The sequence below is a fragment of the Kitasatospora sp. NPDC101157 genome (assembly GCF_044768255.1).
In the GTDB taxonomy this organism is placed as follows: Bacteria; Actinomycetota; Actinomycetes; order Streptomycetales; family Streptomycetaceae; genus Kitasatospora.
Genome location: NZ_JBIWPL010000002.1, coordinates 23,885 through 39,174, shown reverse-complemented (window position 1 = coordinate 39,174; position 15,290 = coordinate 23,885). Strand labels below are relative to the sequence as shown.

General features: G+C 72.5%; 11 protein-coding genes and 1 pseudogene. 4 read left to right on the top strand and 8 right to left on the bottom strand.

What is annotated here, in order from left to right; translation table 11 throughout:
* Positions 1-189 precede the first annotated feature (189 nt).
* Entirely contained in the window at positions 190-954 is a 765-nt protein-coding gene (locus ACIRVF_RS03575; RefSeq protein WP_402813089.1) for a hypothetical protein, read from the bottom strand.
* A 328-nt stretch (positions 955-1,282) separates the two neighbouring features.
* Positions 1,283-1,708, bottom strand: a complete 426-nt coding sequence (locus tag ACIRVF_RS03570; RefSeq protein ID WP_402813086.1) for a hypothetical protein — start codon at positions 1,706-1,708, stop codon at positions 1,283-1,285.
* A 535-nt stretch (positions 1,709-2,243) separates the two neighbouring features.
* Here ACIRVF_RS03570 and ACIRVF_RS03565 point away from each other — a divergent pair.
* Both ACIRVF_RS03565 and ACIRVF_RS03560 read left to right on the top strand, forming a co-directional pair.
* Positions 2,244-2,318, top strand: a pseudogene (locus tag ACIRVF_RS03565) (hypothetical protein); the annotation flags it as partial.
* A gap of 38 nt (positions 2,319-2,356) precedes the next feature.
* Entirely contained in the window at positions 2,357-2,680 is a 324-nt protein-coding gene (locus ACIRVF_RS03560; RefSeq protein WP_402814641.1) for a hypothetical protein, read from the top strand.
* Positions 2,681-2,701: 21 nt separating this feature from the next.
* Here the strand turns inward: ACIRVF_RS03560 and ACIRVF_RS03555 are convergent, their stop codons facing one another.
* From ACIRVF_RS03555 to ACIRVF_RS03530, 6 genes are all read right to left on the bottom strand, one after another.
* Positions 2,702-4,234 (bottom strand): AMP-binding protein, encoded by a 1,533-nt coding sequence (locus ACIRVF_RS03555; protein WP_402813083.1) that lies wholly within the window; start codon positions 4,232-4,234, stop codon positions 2,702-2,704.
* A gap of 48 nt (positions 4,235-4,282) precedes the next feature.
* Positions 4,283-5,560: an acyl-CoA dehydrogenase family protein gene (locus ACIRVF_RS03550; protein WP_402813080.1), complete on the bottom strand. Its 1,278-nt coding sequence runs from the start codon at positions 5,558-5,560 to the stop codon at positions 4,283-4,285.
* Positions 5,561-5,608: 48 nt separating this feature from the next.
* Positions 5,609-6,433, bottom strand: coding sequence for a 2,3,4,5-tetrahydropyridine-2,6-dicarboxylate N-succinyltransferase (locus ACIRVF_RS03545; protein WP_402813077.1), 825 nt, complete (start codon positions 6,431-6,433; stop codon positions 5,609-5,611).
* A 402-nt stretch (positions 6,434-6,835) separates the two neighbouring features.
* On the bottom strand, positions 6,836-7,315 hold the full coding sequence (locus ACIRVF_RS03540) for an ATP-binding protein (protein ID WP_402813075.1): 480 nt from the start codon (positions 7,313-7,315) through the stop codon (positions 6,836-6,838).
* A 159-nt stretch (positions 7,316-7,474) separates the two neighbouring features.
* Positions 7,475-7,870, bottom strand: a complete 396-nt coding sequence (locus tag ACIRVF_RS03535) for an STAS domain-containing protein (RefSeq protein WP_402813072.1) — start codon at positions 7,868-7,870, stop codon at positions 7,475-7,477.
* A gap of 80 nt (positions 7,871-7,950) precedes the next feature.
* The gene (locus tag ACIRVF_RS03530) at positions 7,951-8,928 is read right to left on the bottom strand and encodes an RNA polymerase sigma factor SigF (RefSeq protein WP_402813070.1); all 978 of its coding nucleotides are present in this window, start codon (positions 8,926-8,928) and stop codon (positions 7,951-7,953) included.
* A gap of 290 nt (positions 8,929-9,218) precedes the next feature.
* Here ACIRVF_RS03530 and ACIRVF_RS03525 point away from each other — a divergent pair, with 290 nt between their 5' ends.
* Together ACIRVF_RS03525 and ACIRVF_RS03520 are read left to right on the top strand one after the other, a co-directional pair.
* On the top strand, positions 9,219-12,674 hold the full coding sequence (locus ACIRVF_RS03525) for a HAMP domain-containing protein (RefSeq protein ID WP_402813067.1): 3,456 nt from the start codon (positions 9,219-9,221) through the stop codon (positions 12,672-12,674).
* Between the two features lie 42 nt (positions 12,675-12,716).
* Positions 12,717-15,260, top strand: a complete 2,544-nt coding sequence (locus ACIRVF_RS03520) for a SpoIIE family protein phosphatase (protein ID WP_402813064.1) — start codon at positions 12,717-12,719, stop codon at positions 15,258-15,260.
* Positions 15,261-15,290 lie beyond the last annotated feature (30 nt).

Genomic DNA, 15,290 nt, shown 5'->3' with positions numbered 1-15,290 from the left:
GGGTTCGGGCTGTTGGGGCTGGGGTTTATCTCCGCCTACACCCGCGGCCCCCGCCGCCTCCTCCCCGTGGGGGGGGGCGCCCTGGTGGGGGCGCCCCCACCGCGTTCTTCGGGTATCCGGGCCTCGGGTCCGCCTTCGGCGGGCCGTCCGGCTCCTGCCCGGCCCGCAGGAACACCCCCGCCGATCCCGTCAGAGAACGCCGCCGCCGTTGACGGTGGCGGCGTTCCTGACCACCGCCGCGATACCTCGCCTGACCTGGTCCAGCTTCTCGGCGTTCGCCTGGATCGCCTGGTCCTCGTAGGCGGATTCCACGGTGTACCAGGTGCCGACGACGTTGGTCCGCTGCCGGCAGGCCGCGTCCGCCGTGGCGGTCGCGATCTCCTCGGGCAGCGGGGTGACCGTTCCCTTCCAGCGCTTGTCTCCCATCGCGTCGGCCGGAGCCGCGTAGGAGTAGCCCCTGGCCTTCATGCAGTCCGACCAGCGGTGGAAGGCCGCCTGCAGCGTCCCGTCCGTCATCGACCGCTTGTAGTCGTCGAAGTTGATGCCGATCGCTAGCTGATCATCCGTCACCGATCCACCCTGAGCGGTGAGTTTGCCGTCGGCCTCGCCGAGGCAGCCGCCCTTGGGAACGGGCAGGCCGTGGTAGGCGGTGATCGGCTTGGAGTTGCCGGGGACGTTCCCCGCCAGCACGGTGATCTGCTCGGCCGTCATCGGTGGCGGGGTCGGTGCGGCCGGGGCCGGTGCGGCCGGGGCCTGTCCTGGCAGTCGGTAGCCCCTCGCGGGGTCGACCACGTCGTACCGGTGCGTCGCCTGACCGCCCGCCCGGGGCTGCGGCCTGGAGGTCGGCGTGAACTGCAGGCCGTAGCGCTGCATGCACTGCGCGGTCAGCCTGTCCCGGGCGGCGGCCACCTGGTCGAGCTGGTCCGCCGAGTAGAGGTACTCCTCGATCGGCATGGACTTGCCGACCGTACTGCTGATCGTGGGGATCACTCCGACGGCCGGGGGCGGGAGGGGCGACGACGAGCCGGCCCCCGAGGAAGGGGCCGAGGACTGCGCCTGCGTTCGTGCCTGCCCGGACTCGGCCGATGTCGCAGGGGACTGCGAGCAGCCCGCGATCACCGCGCCTACTGCCGGGAGCAAAGCCGCCAGGCGCCAGCGCCTGGTGGGCCGGACGTGAGCCATGCGCAGGACATCCTTTGCGGGAACGGACCTGACGTGGACGGGGTTCCGGGCGTCCGGCCGTGCGACCAAGCCACGGCGGACGCCCGAAACCGCTAGGGCCTCACGAGAAGCACTGCGACTGGTCGCTGTTGTAGACCGCGGTGCCGTAGAGGGTCCGCTGGGTGTAGGCCGGGATGGGCAGGTAGGGCCCGCCCGGCGAGCAGTTCCACCACTGGTAGATGGTGACGGTCCGCCCGGTCATGTTCCACACCGCGCCGATGTTGTTGACGACCTGCTGGTTGTCGCCGTCACAGTTGACGGGACTGCCGGAGCAGCCCGCGAAGGTCCACGCCGGGAAGTAGTTGTCGTTGCCGCCGTCGCCGTTGTAGCCGCCGGAGAAGTTCGAGTGGTAGTAGAGACACGCGTCGGTACCCCACACGCACCCGCCGGGGCTCGCCGAGGCCGGCGCCGCCCCCAGCCCGACCGCAGCGAGGCCGAGCGCGGCGACACCGACGGTGGCAGTGGCGATCTTCCTGCGAATGGACAAGGGATTCCCCTCCCCCTTCTGGAGAATTTCTCTCGCCTTTAGGAGATTTCTGCGGCACAGGCCGCGAAATGGAGTCTGCTTCGCCTGCCAGGGCCCGTCAACACTGTCTGCATGGAGCGGGAGAGCGTCATTCATCCTTTTTGTCCAGCACACAAACCATGCGAAGTCAGATGTTCCGGACAGGGAGCCCAACCCCCCCTTACCCTTTCCTTACCGCGCTCGACCGGTGATCGAACGGCTGATTTCATGAACGTCGATCTCCGACCGGAGATCGAATTTTCTCCGGGTGAATCCCCCCACCGCGAAGGCCCCCGCCGAAGTCGGACCTCGAAGGACACTGCGGGTCGGACTTCAGGCGAAACCCCGCCCCGCCGGCCCGTGAGGCGGGGACGGGCTGGTTCTGCCTAGGCTTCGAAGACGTCCGCCGCGCGCCGGCCGTCGTGAGGGAGAGCGGTTCCCGTGGATCTCAACACCGTCACCGAGGTCGTGCGGCGCCCGCCCGATCGGGCGGCTGGTGCAGTCCGACACCGACCGCATGGGGTTCGACACCGGCGCCTTCGCGAGCACGGGCCTTTTCGTGGCGGGCAACGCCGTGCTCCGGGCGGCCGGAGCCGTGCGCGACCGGATCCTGGAGTTCGCCGCCGCCCAATGGTCGACCCCACCTTCCGCGACTACCGCATCCCCGCCTACGCGGACGTGCCCCGCACCGACGTGCTGCTGGTGGAGTCGGCGGACTCCCTCGGACCGCTGCGGTCGAAGGGGATGGCGGAGAGCTGCATCAACCCGGTGGCTCCGGCGCTGGCGAACGCCGTCCACGACGCCACGGGCGTCCGCTTCCGCGCGCTGCCGCTGACGCCGGAACGGATCTACCGCCGGCTCGCCGGAATCCGACCGGGTGTCGAAGCTCCGAGCACCTCGACGGGCCCGGCGACCCGGCAGGCCGGCGTCACCGGCGGCGACCGCCCGGCGTGATCCGGAGGACACTGCCCCGCATCACCGCGCGGCCGCCTGGTGGCGCAGGAGTTTCTTGTCGGGTTTTCCCGCGTCGGTGAGCGGAAGTTCCGCGCGGAGGGCGACGTGGACCGGCTCGTGCAGCGGACCGCGCCGGGTGCGGACCAGGGTGCGCAGCTCCTGCGGGTCGGGGCGGGTGCCGGGGACGGGGACGACGACGGCGTGGACGCGTTCGACCCGGTTGGCGTCGGGGACGCCGAAGACCGCGCTCTGGTGCACCTCGGGGTGGGAGTTGAGCAGGTCCTCGACCTCGGAGGTGTAGACGTGGCCGGCGCCGGTGTTGATCAGGTCCTTCAGCCGGTCGACGATGTAGAGGTAGCCCTCGTCGTCCTGGTACCCGACGTCGCCGCTGTGCAGCCAGCCGTCCCTGAGGGTGGCCGCGGTCAGTTCCGGCTGCTTCCAGTATCCCTGCATCAGGCTGTCCGAGGCGATGCACACCTCGCCGGGCCGGCCGGCGGGCAGGTCGCGGCCCTGCTCGTCGCGGATCGCGACCCGGTAGCCGGGGGCGATCCGGCCGACCGAGCGCAGCAGGTGCGGGCGGGCCGGGTCGTGGTCGCCGGCGTCGAGGACGCTGACGATGCCTGCCTCGTGCTGTCCGTAGAGCTGGACGAGGACCGGGCCGAAGCGCCGGAGCGCGTCGGCGAGGCGGGCCGGTGAGGCCTGGCAGCCGCCGTAGGTGAGGCGGCGCAGACTGCTGGTGTCGGTCTCCGGGGACCGCGGGTGGTCCAGCAGTTGGTACAGCAGCGGGGGCATCAGGAACACGTCGGTGATGCGTTCCCGCTCGATGGCGGTCAGGACGGCGGCCGGGTCGAACTCGTCGTGGAGCACCGCGCTGCCGCCGGCCCGCAGCACCTTGTCGGTCAGCTGGCCCGCGGCGTGGGCGATGGTGGTGCACACCAGCAGGCGCGGCGGGCCCGCCGGGTCGGCGGTGGGCAGCTCGGGGCCGAACCGGCGGACCTGGCCGTAGCTGATGCAGATGCCCTTGGAGTGGCCCGTGGTACCGCCGGAGTGGCGGATGGTGCGGACGTCGCCGGGCCGGGCCCGGCTGGTGAAGGGGTCGGCGCTCCGGGTGGCGGCGAGGGCCAGCAGGTCGGTGGCCTCCGGGGCGGGGCCGAGGACGAGGACGGCCTCGACGTCCGTGCGCCCGGCGATCTCGCGGGCGCGGGCGGCGTGTTCGGGGTCGACGATCAGGGTGTGCGTCTCGACGTCCCGGACCATGGCGGCCTGGGTGTCGGCCGGCAGCCTGGTGTAGAGCTGGTTGGTCCGGCAGCCGACCAGATTGGCGGCGTAGCGCGCGGCGATGGCCTCGGGCCGGTTGCCGGTCAGCAGCGTGACCGTGTGGTGGCGGTCGACGCCGCGGGCGCGCAGGGCGCGGGCCAGCCGGTGGACGAGGTCCCGCAACTCCCCGGCGCTGGTGGTGCGTTCCCGGTGGACCAGGGCCGGGCGGTCGGGATCGGCACCCAACTCGTCGAGGATGTCGACGACTTCGGTCCGGAAGGGCGAGGTGGGTGGCATGGGCGGTTCCTTGCGCCTCGGTTCGGTGGTGTGCTGGGCCGGGGGGAGTCAGCGGTGGGCGGCCAGTAGCCGTGCGTCCCCGGCCTGCGCGTCCCCGGCCCGGCGGTCCTCGGCCAGCAGGGCGTGGGCCAGCACGCTGTAGAGCGTGTCGTTGGGCCCGTCGGCGATGCGCAACCCGCGGATGTCCCGCAGGCGCTTCTCCATCGGGGTGTGCTTGGTGTAGCCCTCGCTGCCGTGCAGTTGGAGGGCGAGGTCGACGGCGCGGTAGGCCGTGTCGGTGGCCAGGGCCTTGGCCGCGGAACAGGCGGCGACATCGGTCTCGCCCCGGTCGATGCGCTCCAGCAGCGCGAAGCACCAGGCGGTGGCGGCCTCGACCTCGGCGGCGGCGGTGCCCAGACGGGCGGCGACGGACGGGATCGCGGCGAGCGGCATCCGGGCGACGGTACGGGCACGGGTGCGGGCCGCGGACTCCTGGATCGCCGCTGCGGCGGCGCCGAGGCAGACCAGCGACATCATCAGGCGCCAGGCGGAGAAGTGCGTGTCGAAGATCCGGCGGCCGTCGCCGGGTTCACCGAGCAGGAAGTCCTTCTCCAGACGGGTGTCGACGAAGTGCAGGTGGCCGAAGCTCCAACCGCGCATCCCCAGCGGATCGGTGGTCTCGGTGAGCACGCCGGCGGCGTCGGCCGGCACCCACACCGCGGACAGCGGCACGTCGCGCAGGTCGGTGCGGTCGACGTCGGCGCAGTCGACGTCGGCGCGGTCGACGAGCTTGCAGAAGACGACGAAGCCGTAGGCCTCCTCGACCCGACTGATCAGGCCCTTGGACCCGGAGAGGGTGAAGTGGTCGCCGTGGTCGACCAGGACGGTGCGAAAGCCCCGCAGGTCCGAGCCCGAGTGCGGCTCGCTGGCCGCGATGCCCGCCAACCCGCCCGCGCCGACGACCTTTTCCCGGGTGCGGCGGACGAGTTCGGGCGAGCCGTACCGCAGTGGCATCGCGGCGTGGCCGGTGCTGAAGATCTCGCGGGCGTCGCAGTCGCGCTGCCCGGCGAGGAACATGGCCATCCCCTGGGCCACGCGTCCGCGCGGTTCGCCGGGCCCGCCCTGCCCGGCTGGGAACTCGGCGGGCGATCCAGCGGAGAAGGTGTCGTCGATGCCGGTGAGCCCGGCGGCCGCGGCCCGGGCGCGCAGGGCGAGCCAGTCGGGGCGGGGGTCGCCCTCACGGACGGGTTCGGGCAGGTGGGTGTCCAGGAAGTCCGTCAACTTGACCGCGAGGCCGGAGAGTTCGGGGTGACGGTCGAGGAGCGGGCTGATGCCGGTGGCGGGCAATGGGGTGGGCTTTCCGTGAAGGGGCGGTCGGGGAGGTGCGAACCGGGGTCAGAGGGTGAGCAGGGCGGGCGGCTGGCTGCGCACGGCGTCGTTGAGCTTGGCCTTGTCGTGGCGCTCGCCCTTCTTCAGGTGCTTGATGACCAGCAGGCACGGCAGCCCGAAGGTGCCACCGGCGAACTCGCGTGGACGGCTGGCGGGGACGGCGACCGTCCACGGCGGCACCTCGCCCCGGCTGAGCTCCTCGCCGGTGGCGGCGTCGATCACCGGGATCGTGTCGGTCAGCAGGGCTCCGGCGCCCAGCAGCGCGCCCTCGCCGACCCGGGCGCCGCTGTAGACCATCGAGCGGGCGCCGATGAAGGCGTCGTCCTCGATCACCACCGGCTTGGCCATGGGGGGCTCGATCATGCCGCCCAGTCCGACTCCCCCGGACAGGTGGACGTTGCGACCGATCTGGGCGCAGGAGCCGATGCCCACCCAGGAGTCCACCAGGGTTCCCTCGCCGACGTACGAGCCGATGCCGATGTGGCTCGGCATCACCACGGCGCCGGGCTCCTGGTAGCTGCCCCGCCGGATGACCGCGCCCGGCGACACCTGGACGCCGTCGATCGTGCCCTTCAGCGGGATCTTGTCGGCGCACCGGAAGGGGCCGAACTGCGACGGCTGCGGCGTGGCCTGCTTGTAGAGCAGCAGGATCGCGTTCTTCAGCCACTCGTGCACCACGACCTCGCCGTCCAGCAGTTCGGCCACCCGCACACGGCCGGTGTCCAGCAGTCCGATCGCCGCGTCGACGGCGGCCACCGCCTCGGCTGACTGCAGCGAAACCTCGTCCCGGCGCTTCCAGAGGTCTTCGAGCTCGCTCCGCAAACTCGCCACATCGACACCATGGCCCATGGCGCTTCCCCGCTTTCCAAGTCTTCCGGGCTGTCCCGGCCTTCCGGGCTTCCGGGTCGGAGGACGGTTCGCACGCGATGCCCCCGGGTGCGGTCCCCGACCGTGTCGCGTGACGCCGGTGCTCCCCCTGGGCGCACACGCGAGAGCGGCACGCCGAGTTACCTGCTGGTAACGGCGCGCCGACTGCAGCCTTCCACACCTGCAATTCGTAGATCAAATCGCCGATATGGCATTGATATGAAGGTTGAAAAGTAAATTTTTGGCGCCATCAAAGGGGCGCTTTGGGGTTGAGGCGCAAAAGGGCAGCAGAAGGGCACGAGACGCCCCTCGGGCCGGCCGCGGGTCGGGTCCGCTGCGCGACGTCGCGGCCGGCAACCCTGCCGGTCAGTCGCCCTGGAACTGCGGGGCGTCGAACTCCGCCCAGATGGTCTTGCCCTGGACGTGCGGCTCGGCGCCCCAGCGGTCGGCGAGCCGCTGCACGATGAACAGTCCGTGGCCGCCGGGCAGGGCGGGGTGGTGCGGCTGCCGAGGGGCGGGCAGTTCCGTGCTGCGGTCGCTGACCTCGATCCGCAGCCGGACCGGGGAGAGGTCGAGGACCAGTTCCAGCGGGCCGTCGCCGTGCAGCATCGCGTTGCCGACGATCTCGGCCACCACCAGCACCACGTCCTCGGCGATCCCCTCAGCCGCACCGGGGGCCCGGAACGACGCGCACCAGTCACCGAGCGCCCGCACGGTGTGGGCCCTGGCCCGGGCGACCGGCTTGGCGAGCCCGGCGAGGGGCAGCCGTCTGCGCTGACCGCCGACGGGCAGGACGAACTCGCCCGGCTTCGGGTCGCCGTCCAGGGTTCCCCGGGTCATCGTCATCTGAGGGCACCCTTCCGCATCGACGACTCTCGCAGCTCGGTTTCCCGGCAGCTCCGGGATTATGCCTCTCCCCCGGCGCCACCGGTAGCCGGGCGGCGCCACCCCCGCCGCGCCGCTCGGCCGCCGCGCCGTCCCTCGGACGGTCGGGCGGCCGGACGGTCAGGCGTTCAGAGCCTCCTCGACCGACTCGTGGATCGTGAACACCGTCCGTGCGCCGGTCAGTTCGAGCACCCGCAGCACCGTCGGCGCGACCGCCGCGAGCCGCAGGTTCAGCCCTTCCTTCTCCGCCGCGATGCGCGTCCTCAGCAGCAGGTTCAGCCCGGAGGAGTCACAGAAGGCGACCTCCCGCAGGTCGATGACCAGCGCGGACGGGCGCTTCGCGACCAGTTCGGTCAGCGTCTCGGCGGCCGAGGCCAGCGTCTCGATGTCGAGGTCGCCGGCCAGCGCGCACACCATCGCCCCGGTTTCCGTGGCGCGGCTGCGCACTTCGAGGGCGGGCCTGGGTACGGCGGTCACCAGGGTCGCTTCGCCCTGGCCGTTGTCGGATGGCATCATCGTCGTCCCTCCATGTCCGTGCCTTCCGACCATACGTAGACGGGGCCGCTGTGCCAAAACCCGGCCCCCGGCACCCTCGGTCAGTCGCCGTCCAGGCCCTCGCGCAGCTTCCGCAGAGTGCGGCTCAGCAGCCGGGAGACGTGCATCTGGGAGAGCCCGAGGCGGGCGCCGATCTGGGACTGCGTCATGTCCTCGCAGAAGCGCATGGAGAGGATGAGCCGCTCCCGCTCCGGCAGTGCGGCGATCAGCGGCTTGAGCGCCACCAGGTCCTCGACCCGGGACAGGCGCTGGTCCTCCTCGCCGAGGCGGTCGGCCAGCGGGCCGGGGCCGTCCTCGTCCTCCGCGCCACCGAGGTCCAGCGAGCCGGCGGTGTGCCCGTTGGCTGCGGTCAGCCCCTCGACGACCTCCTCGACGGGGAGCGAGAGGTGCTCGGCCAGTTCGGCCGGGGTGGGGGCACGGTCGAGGTCCTGCGCGAGCTTCTCCGTGGCCCTGGCCAGCACGATGCGCAGTTCCTGGAGCCGGCGGGGCACGTGCACGGCCCAGGTGGTGTCCCGGAAGTGGCGCCGCAGTTCGCCGAGGACGGTCGGCATGGCGAAGGTGGTGAACTCCACGCCGAGGTCCGGGTCGAACCGGTCGATGGCCTTGACCAGTCCGACGGCGCCCACCTGGAGGAGGTCCTCCTTCGGCTCGCGGTGCGAGGTGAAGCGGCGGATCGCGAACCTCACGAGCGAGAGGTTCATCTCCACCAGGCTGTTGCGGACGTACGAGTACTCCCTCGTGCCCTCCTCCAGGCCGGCGAGGCGGCGCAGCAGGACACCGGTGAGCTCCCGCGCGTCGGCCGGCGCCATCTCCCGGAGGTCCGCGCCCTGGGGCAGATCGACAGGGAGCAGATCGGCCCGGTCCAGAGCGGTCCGGTGCAGATCGGTCCGGGGCAGATCGGTCCGGGGCGGATCGACCTGCTGCGGACCGGCCTGAGCCGGATCCGCCGGGAGCGGCTCCCGCGTCCTCCCGTCCGGGGTGGTGGCGGGGACGAGCAGTTCACCGGTGGGCGTGGGCATCCGAATCCTTTCCCGTGGTGGCGCGACGAGTGCCCTGCTACCCCGGGTCGGGAGATCGATGCACCGGCGGATCGTGAAGTTTCGGTGAAGCCCGCACCGCGCCGTTTCCGCCCTCCTCGCGCTCCCGCGGACCTGCCCGGAAGCCGTTTCCGGTGGTGCGGGCGCTGCGGTAGCCTCCGTGACGGAACCCACCGCACCCGACCGACGACCGGATCCACCCGGTCGGGCCCGGTGGTGCGCACGACCCGCATGCGGGCTCCGGCCCCGGCGTTCTACGGAGGCGACGTTCGATGGCTGGCCCGACCACGTCCAACGGCTCGCAACACCGCCCGGCGATCGGCCCGGACGCGGCGCTGGGCAACGAGACCGAGCTGCGGCAACTGCTGGCCGGCCTGACAGCCGTCCGGGACGGCGACTTCAGCACCAAACTGCCCGACGACGCGCACGGGTTGCTCGGCGAGATCGCCTCGGTGTTCAACGGGATGGTCGACCAGCTGTCGCACTTCACCTCCGAGGTGACGCGCGTCGCGCGGGAGGTCGGCACCGACGGCCGGCTCGGCGGCCAGGCCCAGGTGCCCGGGGTCTCCGGCACCTGGGCGGACCTCACCGACTCGGTCAACGCGATGGCCGGCAACCTGACCTGGCAGGTCCGCGGGATCGCCCAGGTCACCACGGCGGTGGCGCGCGGCGACCTCACCCAGAAGATCGAGGTCGACGCCCGGGGCGAGATCCTGGAGCTCAAGAACACCGTCAACACGATGGTCGACCAACTGTCCTCGTTCGCCGGGGAGGTGACCCGGGTGGCCCGCGAGGTCGGCACCGAGGGGCGGCTCGGCGGCCAGGCGCGGGTCGTCGGTGTCTCGGGGACCTGGCGCGACCTGACCGACTCGGTCAACTCCATGGCCGGGAACCTCACCGGCCAGGTCCGCGCGATCGCCCAGGTGGCCACCGCGGTCGCCGAGGGCGACCTGTCGCAGAAGATCACCGTCACCGCCCGGGGCGAGATCCTGGAGCTGAAGGAGACCATCAACACGATGGTCGACCAGCTCTCCTCGTTCGCGGACGAGGTGACCCGGGTCGCCCGCGAGGTCGGCACCGAGGGGCGGCTCGGCGGCCAGGCCAAGGTCCAGGGCGTCTCCGGCACCTGGAAGCGGCTGACCGAGAACGTCAACGAGCTGGCCGGCAACCTGACCCGGCAGGTCCGGGCGATCGCCGAGGTCACCAGCGCCGTGGCGGCCGGCGACCTCACCCGGTCGATCACCGTGGACGCCTCCGGCGAGGTCGCCGACCTCAAGGACAACGTCAACTTCATGGTGGAGTCGCTGCGCGAGACGACCCGCGCCAACGAGGAACAGGACTGGCTGAAGACCAACCTCGCCCGCTTCTCCGCCCTGATGCAGGGCCGGCGCGACCTCGCGGTCGTCGCGGAGTCCGTGATGGACGAACTCGCCCCGCTGGTGGGCGCGCAGTGCGGTGCCTTCTACCTGGCCGAGGACAGCGGGGACGGCACCGTCCTGCAACTCGTCGGCTCCTACGCCTTCCCCGACGGCGAGCGCCCCACCCGCTTCCGCCTGGGCGAGTCCTTCGTCGGCCAGGCCGCGCGCAGTCGCCGCACCATCGCCGTCGACGCCCTGCCGCCCGGCTACCTCCCCGCCTCCTCCGGGCTCGGCCGCACCGACTCGCTGTCCCTGCTGGTGCTGCCGATCGTCGTCGAGGACCAGGTCCTGGGCGTCATCGAACTGGCCTCCGTCCAGCCGTTCACCCAGGTCCACCGGGACTTCCTGGACCAGCTGATGGAGACCATCGGCGTCAACGTCAACACCATCATCGCCAACGCCCGAACCGACGAGCTGCTCGGCGAATCGCAGCGGCTCGCCGCCGAACTCCAGGCCCGTTCCGGGGAACTGCAAGCCCGGCAGGAGGAACTGCAGGCCTCCAACGCCGAGTTGGAGGAGAAGGCCGAGCTGCTGGCCACGCAGAACCGCGACATCGAGACCAAGAACCTGGAGATCGAGCAGGCCCGCCAGGAACTGGAGGACCGCGCCCACCAGCTGTCGCTGGCCTCGAAGTACAAGTCGGAGTTCCTGGCCAACATGAGCCACGAGCTGCGCACCCCGCTCAACAGCCTCCTCATCCTGGCCCAGTTGCTCGCCCAGAACCCCACCAGGAACCTGACCGCCAAGCAGGTCGAGTACGCCGGCATCATCCACTCCGCCGGCTCCGACCTGCTCCAGCTCATCAACGACATCCTCGACCTGTCCAAGGTCGAGGCCGGCAAGATGGACCTGAACGTCGACGCGGTGCCGCTGCGCACGCTGCTCGACTACGTCGAGGCCACCTTCCGCCCGATGACCGGGCAGAAGAACCTCGCCTTCGCCGTACGAACGGCGCCCGCCGTCCCCGGCGAACTCCTCACCGACGACTACCGCTTGCGGCAGGTGCTGCGCAACCTGCTGTCCAACGCGGTCAAGTTCACCGAGCACGGCAGGGTCGAGCTGCGCATCGAGCCCGCCACCGAGGCCGAACTGCCCGACGGCGTGCGGCGCAGCGGCCCGGTGCTCGCCTTCCGGGTGACCGACACCGGCATCGGGATCGCGCCCCAGCACCTGGAGACCGTCTTCGGGGCCTTCCAGCAGGCCGACGGCACCACCAGCCGCAAGTACGGCGGCACCGGCCTCGGACTGTCCATCAGCCGCGAGATCGCCTTCCTGCTCGGCGGCGCCATCACGGTCGAGAGCACCCTCGGCCGGGGCACCGTCTTCACCCTCTACCTCCCCGTGGAGCACTCCGAGGTCACCGGTGGCGAACTCCCGCCCACGGCCGGGGCACCGGTCGGCACCACCACCGGGCCCGCCGCGGAGCAGCCGGACGGTCCCGCCGACCGCACCGCCGCCGAGCGGCCACGGCGACTCCTCGTCGTCGAGAGCCGGCCCAACGGGCTGCTGACCCTCGTCGCGGAGAACGCCGTGGCAGACCTCGCCCGTTACTCCGCCGGGCACCGGCAGGTCGAGATCGTCACCGCCGTCGGCGCCCAGGAGGCCGCCACCGCACTCGCCACCGCTCCGTGCCACTGCGTCGTGCTGGAACTCGACCTGCCGGACGGCACCGCCGACACGCTCCTGGCCGACATGGAGGGCGACCCGGCCCTGCACACCGTCCCCGTGCTGGCGCACAACAACCGGGGCGTCACCGGCGAACGCGCGGACTCGGTCTCCCGGCCGGGCGAACGGCCGCTGGAACTCATCACCAGCCTCGACGAGTTGCGCGAGCGGATCGCCCTCCACATGAGCGCCGCCCGCCCCGGCGGGGCGCTCCCGACCGGGCGCGGCGCGGAGCGGGTGCCCTCCTGGAGCCCCGACGCCGAACCGGCGCTCGCCGGCCGCACGGCCCTCGTGGTCGACGACGACGACCGGAACCTCTACGCGATCACCAGCATCCTGGAGCTCCACGGCATGCGGGTCCTCCAGGCCGAGAACGGACGCGCCGCGCTGGAGTCGCTCACCGCCCATCCCGGCATCGACGTCATCCTGATGGATGTGATGATGCCCGAGATGGACGGGTACACGGCCACTGCGGCGATCCGCGCGATGCCCGAGCACGCGGACCTGCCGATCATCGCCGTCACCGCCAAGGCGATGATCGGCGACCGGGAGAAGAGCCTGGCGGCGGGCGCGAGCGACTACATCACCAAACCGGTCGACGCCGACGAGGTGATCAGCCGGATCACGCACCACCTCACGCGGTAGCCGCGGACCGGAGCAGCAGTCCAGACCTCAGGAGCCAACACCGTGCAGCACCCCGACGAGCAACTCGCCAAGGGCCGTCCGTCCACGGCCGGCCCGGCCGTCGGCGCCCCCAGGGTCGGGGCGCAGCGCGGCGCGGCCGGTCCGCAGGCGCCCGCCGTCCAGGAGCCGGAGCCGGACGGCACGGCCACGGCGATGGGCCGGCTCGCCAGTACGGTGGAGCGCCTGCGCCGGGAGCTGGACCAGGCGCAGGCGGACTCGGCGGGGCGGGGCGTGCTGGAGATGGCCGTCGGCGTGCTGGTGGAGCGCCTGCGGTGCGGTCCCACCGAGGCCGCCCGGCAGTTGGAGGGGCTCGCCGCGCAGGCGGGGGTGACGACGCTGGCGCTGGCCGCCGACCTGCTCAACCAGGCCGCGGCGGACCAGATCTCGGCGCTCGCCCGGGAGTTCGTCGCCGGGGCCGCGGTCCGCTCCGACGAGGCGGCCGACAACGGGAGACCCGGGGCAGGTGCCGGTACGGCGGCCAGGAGCACGGATCCGGTCGCCCTGCGGCTGCGCAGCACCGAGGCGGACGCGATCGCGGGCGGCGACGCCGCGACGGCGGCCCGCTCCATGCTGGAGCACGCCCTGCGCCCGCTCGGCGTGGCCGCGGTGGCCATCTGGGCCGCCCACCCCGACCTCTCGCTGTCCCTCGCGGGCAGCGCCGGCTTCCAGTCGGAGGAGGCCCGCCGCTGGCGCCACGTCCCGCCCGGGGTCCCGACGCCCGCCCGCCGGGCGCTGGACGAACGGACGGCGGTCGGCTACCACGTGCTCGCCGACGCCTCGCTCCCCTCCATCGGCCAGCACGACGTCCGCGGCGGGCGGTTGGCCGTGCCGGCCGGTGTCGGCGGCCGGCTGATCGGCGTGCTGGAGATCTGCTGGCGCGAGGCGCTGCCGGAGCAGTCCCAGCCGCTGCAACGGCAGTTCGAGGCCCTGGCGGAGGTGGCCGCCGCCACCCTGGAGACCTGGGAGCCCCGGGAACTCCCCGCGGCCGACCCGGCCGACACCCAGTTCGAGGAGCTGCGGCAGCTCGCCGACGGCCTCTTCGACCCCTGCCTGGTGCTCCGGGTGGCGCCGGAGGACGGCGAGGTGCCGCCGCGGTTCCTGGTGCGGCACGTGAACCCGTCCTTCGTCGACTTCGCCGGCCGGCCCCCGGGCGCGATCGTGGGCACCCGGCTGCTGGAGGCGTACCCGCTCGCGGCCGAACCGGGCGGCCTCGCCGAGAAGGTCGAGCACGTCTTCGCCACCGGGGAGCCGTTCCGGACCCCGGACATGCGGCTCGCCGCCCTGGTCGACGGGGTGCCGCTGACCACCCGGGCGCAGGTGAGCATCAGTCGGCACGGCCCGCACCTGGTGGTCGTCTGGCGGCTGGACGACGGCACGCCGCGGGTCGCCCGGCTGCTCCAGCACGCGCAGCGCCTCGGCCGGATCGGCGGCTTCGAGGAGAACCTGCGCACCCGCCAGATCGTCTGGAACGACAGCCTGTTCGAGCTGCACGGGCTGCCGCCCACCGCGCAGCCGATCTCCATCGACCAGCTGGCCGAGCACACCCACCCGGACGACCTGCACACCATCGGCCGGTTCCTGCGCACCCTGCTGCACCACCGCCGGCCGGCCTCCACCGCCTTCCGGCTGCAGCGCCCCGACGGCGTCACCCGGCACATCCGCGTCGTGGCGGAGCCGGTGCGCGATCCGGACAGCGGCCTGCGCCTGGTGCGCGGCGCCTACCAGGACATCTCCGCCCAGCACTGGACGGAGGTCGCGCTGGCCGCCACGCGCGACCAGTTGGCCCAGAGCGAGCAGCAGGCCGCCGAGCGCAGCCGCCTCGCCCTCCAGCTCCAGCACGCCATCATGCCGCCCGCCCGGGGCCCGCTGGACCTGCACGACCTGCACGTGGCCGTGCGCTACCGCCCGGCCGAGAAGGACCACCTGGTCGGCGGCGACTGGTACGACGCGCTCGCCCTGCCGACCGGCGACGTCCTGCTGTGCGTCGGCGACGTCGCCGGGCACGGCATCGAGGCCGCGACCGGCATGGTCGCGCTGCGCAACGCGCTGCGCGGCCTGGCCGCCACCGGTGCCGGACCGGGCCAGCTGCTCAGCTGGCTCAACAGCGTCACCCACCACCTGACCGACAACGTCACGGCCACCGCGGTCTGCGGACTGTACGAACCGGCGACCCGCCGGCTGCGCTGGGCCCGGGCCGGCCACCCGCCGCCGGTCCTGCTGCGCGATGGCCGGGCGAGGACCCTCCCGCAGGTGGGCGGCATCCTGCTCGGCGCGCTGGACCATGCGGAGTACGAGGAGGACGAGTTCGTGCTGGAGGCCGGCGACACGCTGGTGATGTACACCGACGGCCTGATCGAGCGCCGTGACGAGTCCCTCCAGGCCTCCCTGACCCATCTGACGGCGCTCGCCGAACGGGCCCACCGTGACGCGGCCGTCAGCGCCAACGGCCTCGAAGGGCAACTGGACCACCTGCTGCAGTACAGCAGTGCCGACACCGACGACGACACCTGCCTGGTCGGCGTGGCGGTCCGCCGACCGGGCGGCTGAGTCCGACGGGGCGCGGCGCGCGTACGGGGG